This window comes from Streptomyces flavochromogenes, assembly GCF_000717595.1.
In the GTDB taxonomy this organism is placed as follows: domain Bacteria; phylum Actinomycetota; class Actinomycetes; order Streptomycetales; family Streptomycetaceae; genus Streptomyces; species Streptomyces flavochromogenes.
This window is the reverse complement of the sequence record NZ_JNZO01000014.1, coordinates 240,291-254,988: the sequence shown is the minus strand read 5'-3', so window position 1 is coordinate 254,988 and position 14,698 is coordinate 240,291. Positions and strand designations below refer to the sequence as shown.

Annotated in this window: 20 protein-coding genes; 19 read left to right on the top strand and 1 reads right to left on the bottom strand. The window is 68.5% G+C overall.

What is annotated here, in order from left to right; translation table 11 throughout:
• Positions 1-17 precede the first annotated feature (17 nt).
• The 14 genes from IF00_RS0119145 to IF00_RS0119065 all read left to right on the top strand — a co-directional run bounded on the left by IF00_RS0119145 (position 18) and on the right by IF00_RS0119065 (position 12,110).
• Positions 18-938, top strand: coding sequence for a hypothetical protein (locus IF00_RS0119145; protein ID WP_030319615.1), 921 nt, complete (start codon positions 18-20; stop codon positions 936-938).
• 9 nt (positions 939-947) lie between these two features.
• On the top strand, positions 948-1,232 hold the full coding sequence (locus tag IF00_RS0119140; RefSeq protein WP_030319614.1) for a hypothetical protein: 285 nt from the start codon (positions 948-950) through the stop codon (positions 1,230-1,232).
• Positions 1,233-1,241: 9 nt separating this feature from the next.
• On the top strand, positions 1,242-1,940 hold the full coding sequence (locus tag IF00_RS0119135; RefSeq protein WP_030319613.1) for a glycosyltransferase family 2 protein: 699 nt from the start codon (positions 1,242-1,244) through the stop codon (positions 1,938-1,940).
• Positions 1,937-2,536 carry a class I SAM-dependent methyltransferase gene (locus IF00_RS42735; RefSeq protein WP_030319612.1) on the top strand — a complete coding sequence of 200 codons (600 nt, stop codon included), beginning with the start codon at positions 1,937-1,939 and terminating at the stop codon, positions 2,534-2,536. The genes IF00_RS0119135 and IF00_RS42735 overlap by 4 nt, the downstream gene beginning before the upstream one ends.
• Positions 2,536-3,417, top strand: a complete 882-nt coding sequence (locus tag IF00_RS0119125; protein ID WP_030319611.1) for an NAD-dependent epimerase/dehydratase family protein — start codon at positions 2,536-2,538, stop codon at positions 3,415-3,417. Before IF00_RS42735 ends, IF00_RS0119125 begins: the two co-directional genes overlap by 1 nt.
• Positions 3,418-4,364: 947 nt before the next feature.
• Positions 4,365-4,796 (top strand): phage terminase small subunit, encoded by a 432-nt coding sequence (locus tag IF00_RS0119105; RefSeq protein ID WP_030319603.1) that lies wholly within the window; start codon positions 4,365-4,367, stop codon positions 4,794-4,796.
• Positions 4,797-4,872: 76 nt separating this feature from the next.
• Positions 4,873-6,531, top strand: a complete 1,659-nt coding sequence (locus IF00_RS0119100; protein ID WP_245234574.1) for a terminase — start codon at positions 4,873-4,875, stop codon at positions 6,529-6,531.
• Positions 6,528-7,943: a phage portal protein gene (locus IF00_RS0119095; RefSeq protein ID WP_030319600.1), complete on the top strand. Its 1,416-nt coding sequence runs from the start codon at positions 6,528-6,530 to the stop codon at positions 7,941-7,943. The genes IF00_RS0119100 and IF00_RS0119095 overlap by 4 nt, the downstream gene beginning before the upstream one ends.
• Positions 7,924-8,694, top strand: coding sequence for a VG15 protein (locus IF00_RS0119090; RefSeq protein WP_030319599.1), 771 nt, complete (start codon positions 7,924-7,926; stop codon positions 8,692-8,694). Before IF00_RS0119095 ends, IF00_RS0119090 begins: the two co-directional genes overlap by 20 nt.
• A gap of 52 nt (positions 8,695-8,746) precedes the next feature.
• Entirely contained in the window at positions 8,747-9,337 is a 591-nt protein-coding gene (locus IF00_RS0119085) for a hypothetical protein (protein WP_037638543.1), read from the top strand.
• Between the two features lie 12 nt (positions 9,338-9,349).
• Positions 9,350-10,306 carry a phage major capsid protein gene (locus IF00_RS0119080; RefSeq protein WP_030319597.1) on the top strand — a complete coding sequence of 319 codons (957 nt, stop codon included), beginning with the start codon at positions 9,350-9,352 and terminating at the stop codon, positions 10,304-10,306.
• Positions 10,303-11,322, top strand: a complete 1,020-nt coding sequence (locus IF00_RS0119075) for a glycosyltransferase family 4 protein (RefSeq protein ID WP_342451045.1) — start codon at positions 10,303-10,305, stop codon at positions 11,320-11,322. Before IF00_RS0119080 ends, IF00_RS0119075 begins: the two co-directional genes overlap by 4 nt.
• Before the next feature lie 12 nt (positions 11,323-11,334).
• On the top strand, positions 11,335-11,748 hold the full coding sequence (locus IF00_RS0119070) for a hypothetical protein (protein WP_030319594.1): 414 nt from the start codon (positions 11,335-11,337) through the stop codon (positions 11,746-11,748).
• A 122-nt stretch (positions 11,749-11,870) separates the two neighbouring features.
• Positions 11,871-12,110 carry a hypothetical protein gene (locus tag IF00_RS0119065; RefSeq protein WP_245234573.1) on the top strand — a complete coding sequence of 80 codons (240 nt, stop codon included), beginning with the start codon at positions 11,871-11,873 and terminating at the stop codon, positions 12,108-12,110.
• On the opposite strand, the gene IF00_RS43855 is transcribed toward IF00_RS0119065, so the two are convergent.
• The gene (locus IF00_RS43855) at positions 12,107-12,427 is read right to left on the bottom strand and encodes a DUF4429 domain-containing protein (RefSeq protein WP_078944761.1); all 321 of its coding nucleotides are present in this window, start codon (positions 12,425-12,427) and stop codon (positions 12,107-12,109) included. The two genes, IF00_RS0119065 and IF00_RS43855, sit on opposite strands and share 4 nt — an antisense overlap.
• Before the next feature lie 30 nt (positions 12,428-12,457).
• On the opposite strand from IF00_RS43855, the gene IF00_RS43850 reads away from it, so the two are divergent.
• The 5 genes from IF00_RS43850 (at position 12,458) to IF00_RS0119040 (ending at position 14,679) form a co-directional block, all read left to right on the top strand.
• On the top strand, positions 12,458-12,793 hold the full coding sequence (locus tag IF00_RS43850; RefSeq protein ID WP_078944776.1) for a hypothetical protein: 336 nt from the start codon (positions 12,458-12,460) through the stop codon (positions 12,791-12,793).
• Complete coding sequence (locus IF00_RS0119055; protein ID WP_030319590.1) at positions 12,793-13,191, top strand: hypothetical protein; 399 nt, start codon at positions 12,793-12,795, stop codon at positions 13,189-13,191. The genes IF00_RS43850 and IF00_RS0119055 overlap by 1 nt, the downstream gene beginning before the upstream one ends.
• Positions 13,192-13,260: 69 nt before the next feature.
• Entirely contained in the window at positions 13,261-13,845 is a 585-nt protein-coding gene (locus tag IF00_RS0119050; RefSeq protein WP_030319589.1) for a phage tail tube protein, read from the top strand.
• An 88-nt stretch (positions 13,846-13,933) separates the two neighbouring features.
• Positions 13,934-14,260, top strand: a complete 327-nt coding sequence (locus IF00_RS0119045; protein WP_030319587.1) for a hypothetical protein — start codon at positions 13,934-13,936, stop codon at positions 14,258-14,260.
• A 65-nt stretch (positions 14,261-14,325) separates the two neighbouring features.
• Complete coding sequence (locus tag IF00_RS0119040; protein WP_030319585.1) at positions 14,326-14,679, top strand: hypothetical protein; 354 nt, start codon at positions 14,326-14,328, stop codon at positions 14,677-14,679.
• Positions 14,680-14,698: the final 19 nt, after the last annotated feature.

Below are 14,698 nucleotides of genomic sequence, written 5' to 3'. Positions count from 1 at the left end.
GGGGGCGGGAGGTCGCCGTGGCCAGCTTCACTGACGACTTCAACCGCCCCGACTCCACCGACCTCGGCGCCGGATGGGTGCAGGTCTCCGGCTTCTGGTCGATCGCCTCCAACCAGCTGTCCCCGGGCTCGGACGGCGGCACGATCATCCTGCGTGCGGCCGGCCCCATGGACAGCAGCGACCACTCGGCGCAGGTCACGATCGCCGCCACTACGGCCGCGAGTCACGGCGTGTGGTGCCGCGGGAACTCGAACATCAGCTCCGGGTACCTGTGGCGGAACGACGGGTCCGAGTGGACGCTCTTCAGCGTCGTTAGCGGCACGTTCACCTCCATCGGCAGCTACGCGGCAGCAGCAGCCCCCGGCGACGTCGCCAAGGTCCAGGCCGTCGGCTCGACCATCAAGGGCTTCGTCAACGGCGTCGAGCGCGTCTCAGTCGTCAACTCGGCGGTTGTATCGGGCACTAGCGTCGGGCTCCGGTCGACCTCGTCCGCGGCAATTCGGTTCGACGACTTTGCCGCCGGAGACGTGACCGCGGGTGTGGCCCTCGGCGTCGCGGCAGAGGTCGGCGCACCCCAGTCTCTTGCCAGCAGCAAGGCGGCCGTGCTCGGCGCCTCACTGGAAGCCGGGGCCGCACAGCCCCTCGTCGGCGCCAAGGCGGCGGCCCTGCCGACCGTTACCGCCGTCGAGACCGCGCAGGCTCTCACCGCCTCGACGAGCCGCGGCCTCTCGGTAGCCGCGACCAGCGAGACAGCCCAGCCGCTGGCTGGCACCAAGACTGCCACGCTCGGCGTCGCGGTCGAGACCAGCACCGCGCGGCCACTCACCACAGCAGGCGGTGACGGCATCGACACGGTCGCGGCCGGAACACCCCACAGCCTGTGGGCAGCTGGCCGCTCGCGCGCACCCGCCTGGACGGCAGGCACGCCACGGATGTAAGGGGGCCCGGTGGACCGCAGCAGTCTCGAAGAGCTCCTCACGCCCATCACCTCCGCCGACGACCCCACGTCGTACAGCGTCCGCGTCGCCGTCCTGCTCGACGGTGAACGCCCAGAGGCCAGCGACTGGCATACCGCCGAGTGGCGCACCATCGACGGCACCCCGCACGCCAGCCTCCTCATCGGCCCAGGCGGCGCCGTACAGCTCGGCCCAGGCGTCTACCGCACATGGATCGAGATCACCGCCCCACCCGAGAAGCCGGTCGTTGCCTCCCCACGCTTCCAGATCACCTAGGAGGTGCACGTGGATGACCTCCTCATGATCGTGCCGACCCGCGGCCGGCCGGACAGTGTCCCGGCCATCCTCGACTGCTGGCGGCAGACTGGCGCCACCGCCGACCTACTGTTTGCCGTCGACGACGACGACCCCATGCTCGCCGGATACCGCGAGCACATGGAGAACATCAACGACCCGCGGATCCACTGGGTGACGGGGCCGCGGCTCCGGCTTTGCGGCACTCTCAACAAGGCGGCCGTCGACATGGCGGGCCGCTACCGCTTCCTCGCATTCATGGGCGACGACCACCGGCCCCGGACCGTCGGCTGGGACGAACGCTTCCGCATCTGCCTGTCAGGCGGCCCCGGTGTCGTCTACGGCAACGACCTCCTCATGGGCGAACGGATGCCGACCGCAGTCGCCATGACCAGCGACATCGTGCAGACGCTCGGCTACATGGCCCCGCCCTCACTCGTCCACCTGTGTCTCGACCTCGTCTGGCTTGACTGGGGCCGTGGCATGGAGCGCATCACCTACCTCGGCGACGTTGTCCTGGAGCACATGCATCCCGCCAACGGGAAGGCCGCCCTGGATGCGGGCTACCAGGAGTGCAACAGCTCTGAGCAGGCCACCGCCGACGCGACCGCCTACTACGCCTACCGCGACGAGGGCGGCCTCGAAGCCGACCTGCAGAAGCTACGGGCACTCGTGGAGGAGGCGGCATGAGCAGCATCAACGACGTCATCGAGGCGTGGGACGAGGCCGACCCGGCCGCCATTCACCCCACCCGCGTGGTGTCTGAGGAGGCCTACCAGATCTCCGGCGAGGTGCAGGCGGAACTCCTCGCCAAGGTTCTCCCCGCAGGTTGCCGGGTTATCGACTTCGGCTGCGGCGACGGGCGCGTTGCCATCCCGCTGCGGCAGGCCGGCTACGACGTCACCGGCGCCGACGGCTCCCAGGCCATGCTCGATCGGCTCGCCGAACGAGACCCCGGTATGCCGTGGGTCCTCAGCGATGGGCTCGACCTGGCCGCGGTCATCAGCAAGAAGACTGACGCAGTCGTTTCCCTCGCCGTCCTGATCCACCACAGCTACGAGGCCGGCGAGGCCATCGTCGAAGGGCTCCGGGCCGCAGTCCGCGTCAACGGCCTCCTCGTCCTCGACTGGCCCGTCTCCGAAGAACCGGCCGAAGGCAGCAGCTGGATCAGCGTCACCACCTGGTCCCGCGAACAGCAGGACGCCATCTGCAAGCGAGTCGGCCTCAAGCGCCTCGACAGCGAGCTGCCCTGGGGCGTCTTCCGGGCCGTGAAGGCAGGCGGCTGATGCGCGTACTCCTCACAGGCGCCGCCGGGTTCGTCGGCCGACACCTTCACCAAGCGCTCCTGGACCGCGGAGACCAGGTACTCGGCATCGACCTCAACGCCACCCCGCTCGTCCACAGCATCGACGCTCTCGACTTCTTCCGCCGCGACGAGGAGCGCTTCGACCTGGCAATCCATTGCGCTGCCATCGTGGGCGGTCGCGCCAGCATCGACGGCAGCCCCCTCGGCGTCGCCACGAACCTGGGCCTCGACGCCTGGTTCATGCGATGGCTGGCCCGCACCAAGACCCCGCGGGCCGTCTACTTCAGCTCATCCGCGGCCTACCCAGTCGCGCTCCAGCAGCCTGGACCAGTCCGGCGCCTCGTCGAGACCGACATCGACTACCAGCAGCCGGGCCGGCCCGATGCCACCTACGGCCTCGCCAAGCTCACTGGCGAACAGCTCTGCCAGTACGCCGAAGCTAGCGGTACCCGCATGGCGATCCTGCGGCCCTTCTCCGGCTACGGCGAAGACCAGGACGACTGCTACCCCTTCCCCGCGTTCATCCGGCGGGCCAAGGAGCGGCAAGACCCGTTCGAGATCTGGGGCGACGGCAGCAGCACCCGCGACTGGATCCACATCGACGACATCGTGGACGCCACCCTCAAGGCCGTCGACGAAGGTGTCCTGGGGCCGGTCAACCTCGGCACCGGACGAGCCACCAGCTTCGACCGGCTCGCCAGCCTCGTCACCGAAGCCGCCGGATACCAGCCCGAGCTGAAGCACCTGCCAGCCGCACCACAGGGCGTCCACCACCGGGTGTGCGATCCCAGCCGCATGCTCGACTTCCACCTGCCCCGCGTCACCCTCGAAGAGGGCATCGCGCGGGCCCTCGCGGCATGAGCGGCGGGTGGAAGGATTCGAACCGCGTCCGGCGCCTCCCGCCGAACTGGACACGCATCCGCGCCCGAATCCTGGCCCGCGACCCGATCTGCAAGATCTGCGGTGTACGGACCAGCCAGTTCTGCGACCACATCGAGGCCAAGGTCGACGACCACACAGACACTGGACTCCAAGGCGTCTGCGGTCCATGTCACGACCAGAAGAGCAGCGCCGAAGGAAACGCTGCCCAGAAGGCCAACCCTCGACCAGGACGAACCCGGCCACCTGAACCACACCCAGGGATGAAGTGATGCCTGCATACCTCATCCAGCACCCAGCAGAGCAGCGGCGCGAGGACATCCTCATCGAGGACGACACTCTCACCGTCACGTTCGCCGGCGGATGGGCCGTCTTCACGGACGACCGAGGCGTAGCCTCGCCATCCCAGCCGGCCAGGGAGCTCAGATCCAACGCGTGGACATCGACGCAAGCGAGCAGCCCGAAGCGCAAGGAGAGAAGGACGGCACGGCTTGGAGAGCAGGGCCGGCTGGCGAGGCAGCGTGAGGGGGAACGGTGGCGGAGGTAGGCACAGTGCACGTCCACTGCCCGGACTGCGGCACGCCAGTCCCGATGGCCCTGCACGCCAAGGGCACGACCAGCCAGGGCAACGTGCTCCAGCTCGTCGTCGAGCCCGACTACACCGACCTCTGGGCCCACAGCTGGACCCATGACTACTCGTGATCGACAGCGGCCGGCTGGCCGGCTCGGCAGCCGCCAGGGGTGGGGGGATACCCCCTCCCCGGCCCCTGTTCCTATCGGGGCCGTATAGCACCTGACCCTCTGTACGGGTTCCCTAGGCCGGGGGCCCGGCCGACTACACGCCGTTATGGCCGCCCTGGAGGCGGTCCCGCCGGCCGCAAGCCCGCCCGCGCGCCCTGGTGGCGTGCCTGCTGACCCTGGAGGTCGACATGGGTGATCGCGGACCCATCCCCAAGCGCAGCGCAGAGCGCCGCCGCCGCAACAAGGACGACGGGCCGGCCATCGTGCAGGCCGCCTCCGGCCCGGTCGAGGTGCCGGACCTGCCGGAGCCCGATCCCAGCTGGCACGACATCGCCAAGGACTGGTACATGTCGCTGCAGGAGTCCGGACAGGCCGCGTTTTACCAGGCGTCAGACTGGGCGACGGCCCGGTACGCGGCCGAACTCATGTCCCGGCTCCTGAGCACCGACCGTTCCCCCAACGGACAGCTCGTGGCCGCACTCAATAGCGTGATGGGCAGCCTGCTCACGACTGAGGGCGACCGGCGCCGGGCCCGCATCGAACTCGAGCGGCAGCCGACCGGACCGAAGCTCGCTGTGGTGAGCCCGCTGGACTCCTACCGTGACATCGCTGGCGGCTGATGAGCAGGTCCCCGACGTCGTCACGCCCTTCACTCTCGGCCCGACGTGGAAGCGCGGTCCGGATGGCCGGTTCGTCTTGCCCGAGTACACGCTGGGCTGGCAGTGCCTGGCGTGGACCAAGACGTACCTCCAGCACTACGCCGGCAAGCCATGGCAGTACACCCCGGAGCAGGCCCGTCTGACGCTGTGGTGGTACGCGATGGATCCGGAGACGAATCGGTTCCTGTGGCGCGACGGCGTCATCCAGAGGCTGAAGGGCTGGGGCAAGGACCCGGTCGTGGCGTCGTGGGGGGCCTTCGAGTTCGTCGGCCCCTGCCGGTTCGACATGGTCGCCGACGAGGGCAACGAGTGGGGTCTGCAGCCCGGTCAGCCGCTGGGCAAGCAGCACCCGGCCGCGTGGGTGCAGATGGCGGCGGTCTCGCAGGACCAGACCCGCAACACCATGACCATCTTCCCGAGCATCTTCACGAAGCGCGCGCTCGAGGAGTTCCGGATCGACCTCGGCAAGGAGATCATCTACGCCGACAAGGGCAGGGCTCGCATCGAGGCGGTCACCTCCTCGCCGAGAGCGCTGGAGGGCGGGCGGCCGACGGCTACCTACCCCAACGAGACGCACCACTGGCTGGAGGCGAACTCGGGCCACGAGATGGCTGCCGTGATCGAGCGCAACGCCACGAAGTCGGCTGATGGCCAGTCGCGGACGATGGCGATCACGAACGCGTTCGAGCCGGGCGAGGACTCAGTAGCCGAGCGCACCAGGGACGCCTATGAAGCGTCCGAGGCCGGCCGCGCCGCCGACACGGGCCTCTTCTACGACTCGCTGGAGGCTCCTCCCGAGGCACAGCTGACCGAGGCGTGGATCGAACCGACTCTTCAGGCGGTCCGGGGAGACTCGACATGGCTGGATATCCCGCGGCTCAAGGCGTCCATCCTCGACATCCGTAACCCGCCCAGCCGCTCCCGCCGATTTTGGTACAACCAGATCGACGCCGCAGAGGACGCCTGGCTCGCCCGGTACGAATGGGACGCGTGTAAGCACGAAGAGCTGCAACTGGCGGACGGCGACGAGATCGTCATCTTCTTCGACGGCTCCAAGACGGACGACGCGACTGCCCTGGCGGCCTGCCGCCTGTCCGATGGTCTGGTGGCGGCCTTGGGCGTGTGGCAGAAGCCAGCGAACTGGCCGTCGCCTAGCAGCCCTGGGTACGTCCCGTACCAGGTTCCCCGCGGGGAGGTGGACGGCGTTGTGGCCAACACCTTCCGCCGCTTCCGGGTGCTCGCCTTCTTCGCCGACCCTGGTTCGGGCAAGGACGACGACGGCGAGATGTACTGGGACACCTACCTCGACCGGTGGGGTCAGGCTCATGGAAAGAAGCTCCTGCTGCGCGCGGTCACGGCTGGGCCGAAGGCGCACGCCGTCCGATGGGACATGCGTAATCGCCGCAACCAGGAGACCTTCACGGACGCGGTGAAGCGCACTCACGAGGACGTTCTGCAGCGAACGCTGCTGCACAACGGCCACAAGGTGATGCGCACGCACGTCATCAACGCCCGACGACGGACGAACGAGTGGGGCATCACGATCGGCAAGGAGCACCGGGAAAGCGCCAAGAAGATCGACCTGGCTGTCTGTGTCGTCGGAGCCCGGATGCTGCGCCGCATGGTCCTGAACAGTCCGAAGAACCAGAAGCGTTCGACCGCGCGCGGCAAGGGAAGGGTGGTGGTGCTCCGATGACGATCCCGACCCTTCCCCTGCTGGGGCTCTCCGAGCCTGAGCAGCAGGTCTTGATGCTGCTGCGCACCGATCTGCTGGCCCAGCGAACAAAGTTGGGCGTCCTTGATGCCTACTTCAACGGCGAGCAGGTAATCCGCGACCTCGGCATCAGCATCCCGCCCCAGCTGCGGACCCTGCACACGGTCATCGGCTGGCCGAGGATCGGCGTGGAAGCCCTCGAGCAGCGACTCGACCTGGAAGCTTTCCGCTGGGCTGACGGTTCGGATTCATCGGAGCTCGAGGAGATCGCCGAGGCGAACGACTGGTTCGATGAGGCGTCTCTGGCTCACCTGGACGCGCTGACCTACGGCCGCGAGTACGTGGCGGCCGGCTCCGGCGAGGACGACATGCCGCTGGTGACGTTCGAGTCACCGCTGGACATGACGCTCGCGTGGGATGCCCGTCTGAGGATCGGCACTGCCGCTCTGCGGGAATGCCAGGGCGATCAGTACGACTACGGTCTGGCCCCCGAGGAGCGCCTGATCACGCTGTACCTGCCGGACCAGACGGTCTACGTCGTGCAGGCGAACGGCGAGTGGGTGGTGCTGGACCGAGACGAGCACCAGCTGGGCATGGTGCCGGTCTTGCGGATGGCGAACCGCCAGCGAACGGCCGACCGGGTTGGGAAGTCGGAGATCACGCCTGAAGTCATGTCCATCACGGACGCCGCGTGCCGGCGGCTCATGGGCATCGAGGTAGCGGCGGAGTTCTTCGGCGCTCCGCAGCGTTACATCTTGGGCGCCTCGGAGTCGGCCTTCCAGGACGCGGAGGGTAACGCCAAGTCGGCTTGGGAAACGTACATCGGCCGGGTGCTGGCTCTGGAGCGGGACGAGGACGGCAACGTCCCGACTGTGGGGGCCTTCACCGCGCACGATCCGTCCGGCCAGACGAAGATCATCGATCTGTACGCGCGGATCATGGCCACGCAGCTTGGGCTGCCGCCGCACATGCTCGGCTACACCAGCGACAACCCTGCCTCAGCGGACGCGATCCGGTCCTCCGAGGCGATGCTGGTGAAGAAGGCCGAGCGGAGGATTCGCCGCTTTGGCGCCACGCACCGCGAGGCGATGCGCCTGGCGCTGTGGGTGCGTGACGGCGAGCCGCCGGAGAAGTCCCGTCGGCTGGAGACGGTGTGGCGGAACCCCGCAACGCCGACCATCGCAGCGCAGACGGACGCTGCGGTAAAGCTGTCGCAGGCTGGCATCATCCCGCCAGATTCGGACGTGCTGCTGGAGATGGCCGGTCTCACCGAAGACCAGCGGCAGCGGGTGGCCGCTGACCGTCGACGCGCGCAAGGACGCAAGCTTCTGGCATCGCTGACTACGCGCGGCGGCGAGGATCCGGAGGCTGCGGATGGCGACGAGGACCTCTGACGCCAACCCTGCGGCCGTCCGGCAGCGTCAAGCGCAGCGCGGCCTGACGCGTCTCCTGATACGGGATATGCGGGGCCTCCGGCGCGTCATCATTCCGTCCCGGCTTGAAGCGACGGTGCCTGTCTGGATCGACGCTGTCCACGCATTGGTCGAGCAGTACGGGGGCGCTTCGTCCGCTCTGTCTGCGGACTACTACGAAGCCGAGCGAATTGCTGCACAGGCCCCCGGCGCCTTCAGCGTTCCTGTGGCCGAACCGCCACCGGACGAGAAGGTCGAGAACAGTCTCCGGTGGGCGACGAAGGATCTGTGGCCGCGGGACCCAGAGGACCCGGCTACGACCGAGGCCCAGCGTCAGCCGATGGGCGTCCGTCTCGAGCAGGCGGAGAAGAAGGCTGAGGCGGTCGCCCAGAAGCTGGTCGTCGACCAGGGGCGTGACACCGTCCAGGAGGCGGTGCGGCGCGATCGTCAGGCGACCGCCTGGGCGCGCTCGGCGGCGCTGGGGGCGTGCAGCTTCTGCAAGCTTCTGGCGACCCGTGGAGCCGTCTACAAGCAGGACACGGCCGACTTCCAGGCCCACGACGGCTGCCACTGCGGCGTCGTGCCGGTGTTCAAAGGGCAGCGGTTCGAGCTGTCCGACCACGCACGTGAGTGGGAGCGGCTGTACCGCGAGTTCGCGGCGCCCCACTCGGGCGATCAGCTGAGGCGCTTCCGCCTGGCTCTCGCCGAACACGGGCACCTGCCCGCTCGGTAACCCCGGCTGCCCTGGAGGTGGCCTTTCTCAGCCCCTGGAGGGCCGATTCACCATGCCTGAAGAGACTACGGAGACTGGCCAGTCCGTCGAAGAGCCGCAGGAGTCCGCGACCGCCCTGGAGGCGGAGGGCGCCGACGAGGAGCCCTTCGACCGGAAGCGTGCCGAGGCTGCTCTGAAGAAGAAGAACTCCGAGGCGGAGAACCTGCGCAAGCGGCTGAAGGAACTCGAGCCTCTGGCTAAGAAGGCCCAGGAGCTCGAGGACGCCCAGAAGTCCGAGCAGGAGCGGCTCACCGAGCAGCTCGCTGCCCAGCAGGAGAAGGCGGCCAAGGCCATCCGTGCAGCGGTGACTTCGAAGGTTGAGGCGCTCGCTGCGAAGGAGTTCGCCGACCCGGAAGATGCCGCCGGCGCGCTGGATCTGTCCGGCTACGTCGACGACGACGGCGTCATCGACGTGGACGCTATCAAGGCGGACCTGGCGGATCTCCTCAAGCGCAAGCCGCACTGGGCCAAGGCCCCAGACGGCCCTCGCCGCCCGGCCCCGGACCGCACGCAGGGCTCCTCAGGCAACGGCAACCGAACCCCCAACAGCCCGGCGGACGAGTTCGCGGGCTTCATGAAGAGGGCCCTCAACGGGGGCCGCTGAGAGAGGTAGACCATGGCTGCTACGCCGCCCATCAAGCTGTCGGACATCGACAGCACGTTCCTGCCCGAGACCCTCGTCGGGCCCATCTTCGAGAAGTCCGTCGAGCAGTCGGCGGTCATGTCGCTCGCCAAGCGCGTCCCGCTGGCGATGACCGCGAACACGGCAGTTCCGGTCCCGCTGGACGTCCCCACCGCGGACTGGGTCGAGCAGGCCGGCCGCAAGCCGATCAGCACCGGCGGCGTCGACATCAAGCAGATGACCGGCAAGAAGATCGCGGTCCTCATCCCGGTCGCCATGGAGGTCGCGGACAGCAACGCGGCGGGCCTGTGGACCCAGCTGCAGCGCGACCTGCCGACCGCCTTCGCCCGCGCCTTCGACCGTGCCACGATCCACGGCAAGACCATGAAGGGCGCCACCGGCCCCTTCGCTGACTACCTGGCGATGACGACCAAGTCGGTCACCCTCGGCGGCACTACGCAGGGCAACGGCGGCATCTACGGTGACCTGGTCAAGGGCATGAAGGAGGTCATCGACGACGACTGGGACTACACCGGAACCGTTCTGGACAACCGCATGAAGCCCACGCTTCTCGGCGGTACGGACACCACCGGACGGCCCATCTTCGTCGACACGACCGTCCCGGGCACGGGCGCCGCCCTCGCTGGCACTCTGATCGGCGAGCCGGTCGCCTACTCTCGCAGCGTGTCTGGCAAGCTCCGCCGCCAGTCCGGCACCATCGACACCGGCCTGCGTGGCATCGGCGGCGACTGGTCTCAGACCGCCTACGGCGTCGGCATGGACATCACCGTCAAGATCTCCCGCGAGGCGACGTACATCGACGAGGACGGCGGCGTCCACTCCGCGTTCCAGGAGAACCTGGTGCTCCTCCTCGCCGAGGCGTACTACGGGTTCGTCCTCGGCGACGAAGAGGCCTTCGTCAAGTACCTGGCAGCGGGCGGAGCTTCGTGACCTCCGGCGGGTCCGGCGGCCGGGCGCCGATGCAGATCGTGGCCCGGCTGCACGGCTACCCGCCGCGGCACAATGCCGGAGCCGAGTGGATGGCGCATTCCATGCTGCGGGCGCTGGTGGAGCGCGGCCACGATGTGTCCGTGTGGCTGTCTCGCTACACCAGCGACCGCGAGGCTTACGACCTCAACGGCGTACATGTCGTTCCCCTGGAGACGCGCCTCGACGCCGGCACGGCAATCCGAAGGGCGGACGTGGTCGTCTCCCACCTGGAGAACGTTCCGTCCGCCGGGGCGCTGGCCCGGGGATACGGCAAGCCGCTTGCTGTCGTCGTGCACAACACGCACCTGCCGAGCTTCCGTCAGATGGCTGGCGGCGACACAGCCCTCGCGGTCTACAACTCCCAGTGGATGGCGCGTGAGGCCGAGCTGTTCTTCTCCGAGTACCCCAAGGGCATCCGCCCGTCCAGCGAGATCATCGTCCGTCCGCCGGTGTTCGCCGAGGAGTACCGGACGAAGCCGGGCTCCAAGGTGACGCTGATCAACCTCAACGTGGAGAAGGGCGGCCGGCTCTTCGAGAAGCTCGCCCGCCGCATGCCGGACGTCGAGTTCCTTGCGGTGACTGGCGCCTACGGCGAGCAGATCGTTCCTGATCTGCCGAACGTCGAGGTGCTGAGCCACATGTGCGGCCATGACATGCGGGAGCAGGTGTACAGCCGCACGAAGGTGCTGCTGATGCCTTCCTCGTATGAGTCGTGGGGCCGGGCTGGAGTTGAGGCTTTGGCCTCGGGCATCCCAGTCGTCGCGCACCCCACGCCGGGGCTGTGCGAGTCGCTGGGCGAGGCCGGCGTGTTCGTCGACCTGCACGACGTCGACGGATACGAGGCAGTCCTGCGCAAGCTCCTGTCCACCCCGGCCGAGTACCGGCTGGTGGCAAAGCGGGCGAAGGCCCGGTCGGCCGAGCTCGATCCGACACCCGATCTGGCTGCCTGGTGCGATGCCGTAGAGGCCCTGGCCTGATAGGAGGCGGCGGTGACCTTCGAACCTCCTACGGCTGAGCAGCTCGGCCTCTATCTGGGTCTGGGTGAGATCGACGGCGAGCGGGCGGACCTGCTGATCCGCCAGGCTGTCGCCCTGGCCGAGTCGGCGGTAAAGCCGCTACCTGACCAGGCCACCGCAGTGGTGCTGTCCGTGGCTGGCCGCGCCTACGTCAACCCTCAGCAGGTCACCTACGAGACGATCGGCCCGCAGTCTGTGCAGCGCCCGGCCGGGTCAGGCGGCTTGTACCTGACGAAGGCGGACAAGGCGGCCCTGAAGTCTCTGGCGGGGCGTGGTGGGGCGTTCACGGTCGACCCGACGCCTGCAGAGGCCGATCCTTCGCCGACCTGGCCCATGGCCGATGACTTCTACCCAGGTGCCCCCTACGAGCCCGGGTGGGGATACTGATGCCCGGCCCCTACCCGTTCGGCGAGGATGTGGTGCGCCTACGGCGCGGCGCCTCGCCCGGCCGCGACCCCCGCGGGCAGCCCATTCCAGGCCCGCTGATCGAGACCACGTTCCCTGGATGTGTGGTCACCCCACGGCAGTCAACGCCTCAGGTCGGAGGGGACGAGCAGCAGGCCCGGGACACGGTGATCGTCGGCTGGACGGTGTACGCGCCGCCGGGATCGCAATGGCTCACCACGGACCAGGTCCGTATACGCGGCGAGGTGTGTGAGATCACGGGCGAGCCAGGCGACTGGGGCCGCTCGGTGTTCACCGGCACCCCCGGCCCCGTGCAGTTCGCGGCGGACCGGGTGACGGGCTAGCTGCGGGCTTGCTCTACGGCGGCGAGGAGCTTCTGTGCCGCGTCGTTGCTCTTGCGCGGGATCGACAGCGAGTGAGGGTCGTCCTGCGGGGGCCGGCCTCCGCTGAGCAGGCTCTTGCTCTCCTCAGCGGGCGCGGAGCCCGGGACGAGGAACTGCACGTACCCATGGAAGAGCCTGGTGGCTTCCTTGAGTCGCGTCCCGGTGACATCGGCGGCCCGGATGCGGAACTCCCGTGCAGGCTGCCCGATCGCCCTTTTGGTGATCGTGACCCATTCCCCGTCGAACCTGACGTCGCCTTGCACGCCCTTGACGTCCATGTCGCCCCCTAGTGAGTAGAGGTGGTCATGATGCCCGCGAAGTTCAAGATGTCCAAGCGAGGCGTCGGTCAGCTGCTGAACTCGCCGGAGGTCTCCGGCGAGGTTCTTCGGCGGGCACAAGCCATCAAAGCCATCGCTGAGGCCGCCTCGCCGGTAGGCGGACGAGGCGACCCTCACCCGGGACGATACAAGTTGTCCTGGTACGCGAGACTGGAGCGCAAGCCGATCGGCAGGTCGCAGAAGAAGCGCCTCGTCGCCGTGGTGGGAAACTCGTCGCACTATGCGCGCTGGGTCGAGTACGGAACAGAGCGTGTTCCAGCCCATCACATCCTTCTGCGCGCCGCTCAAGCGGGGGGCGGCAACTGATGGCCGCCGTCGGCTCTGTCGACATTGAGCCCGAACTCATCGGCTGGACACAGAGCAGGCTCGGGACCGAAGTCATCGTCCGGGACGAACTCGACAACAAACTCGCCGACGAACTGCCCACGGTGCAGATCGAGGTTGTGGGTGGAGACGACGATGGCATTCGGCTCGACCGGGCCCTGGTAGACGTCAACGTCTACGCAGCCACTCGGGCTGAAGCTGTCGCCCTGGCGGCTCAGATCCACGGGCTGTTCCAGACCGAACTTCGCGGCTCCCGGACCACCAACGCCGTCTTCGGCCTGGTGGGCACGGTGTCGCGCCCAGTTGCACGACCCTACGAGAACACCGCTCTCCGTCGAGTCGGTGCCACCTACCAGATCTACAGTCACCCGGTCTCCTGACCGGCTTGGGCCCGCGCCGGACCCGTCAGCTCCCGCCCGTGCGCGGGCTTCTTCACGTCTGGAGACGTCATGGTCAACATCACCCGCGCCGCGGATCTGCTCGAGGTCGGCGCAAACGGCGGCGGCTGGGTCGCGCCGCTCGGCACCGCCTCGCCCGGCGACCCGGCGGTACAGCCGCTCGCCCCGTGGCTCCCGCTCGGCGCCCTGTCCGACGACGGCCTCGTCCAGGGCTTCGAGGAGGACTCCCAGTCGTTCACGCCGTGGGGCTACACGGCACCGATCCGAACCACGATCACCAGCTCGCTGCGGACGTTCTCCGTCACCGCGTGGGAGACAGGCCGGACTACGGTGCAGTCCCTGCAGTACCGCATTCCGGTCGACGACCTGGAGCCCGCGTCGGGGCTGACGACGTTCGCGGAGACCGCGTCGCCGGTTCCGGACCGGCGGGCGTTCTGGTTCGTCGTCCTGGACGGCGAACTGCAGCGGGGCTTCTACGTCCCCCAGGGCGAGATCACCGAGCGGTCGGACGTCACGCACAAGCAGGACGAGGTGGCCGGCTTCCAGTGGACGATCACGTCCTACCCGGACGAGTCCGGCAACACCGTTTACCACGCTGACCGCGTCCCGGCGACCCCCGCCTACACGGGGTCCTGATCGGGTGGGCGGGTCGTCAACCGTCGGCGCGGGCCCGGCCCGCCCACCTGCATTTCTGCCCGCGCCATCGACCTAGGAGGTCCGCGCCATGACCGAAGAGAAGACCACTCCCGCCGAGGCCCAGGAAGTCGAAGCCACGGGCCACTTCATTACCGCCGGACTCGCCAGCAAGGACGTCGAGGTCGTCCCGGGCGGCGCCTGGCGCCAGTCCACGATGCGCAAGCTGCGCGCGGGCGACATCGACGGCTTCATGGAAGACGTGCTCAGCCCCGACTCCTACGAGGTCTACCTCGAGCTCGACCCCACCAACGACGAGATCGGCGAGTTCGCCAACGCGGCCGGTGAGGCGTCCGGCGAGCAGATGGGAAAGTCCAGTGGACCGTCGGCGTCGTCGAGGCGCACGCGGAGGAAGTAGAGGCCGATCTGGCCCGCTACTACCCGCGCGACGCCGACCAGATCGACGCGTGGTGGCGGGGGGAGATGACGTCTCGCCGCCTGCGGGTGCTGATCCAGAACCTCCCGCCGGAGTCGTCCACGATGACGGCCCTGCGAAACAGCCTCTCGGATGAGGAGCTGGCCGCGCAGGCGGACGAGGGCGAACCGGAGAAGGGCCGCTGGTCCCAGGATCAGCAGCTGCTGGCCGCCTGCCACGACGTTCTGCGCCGGATCGAGCACGTTCTGATCTGCGTGAACACAGAGAAGAAGGCGGCGTGGCCGGCCCGCCCGGAGCCGATGCGGCGTCCCGGGGCCGCTCCGAAGAAGGCCAAGAGGCCAACTCTCACAGAGTCCGGCGCCGTCCGCTTGTTCTCGCTCATCAACGGAGGCGCGGCCTGACGCGCGGAGGGGAGTCCTT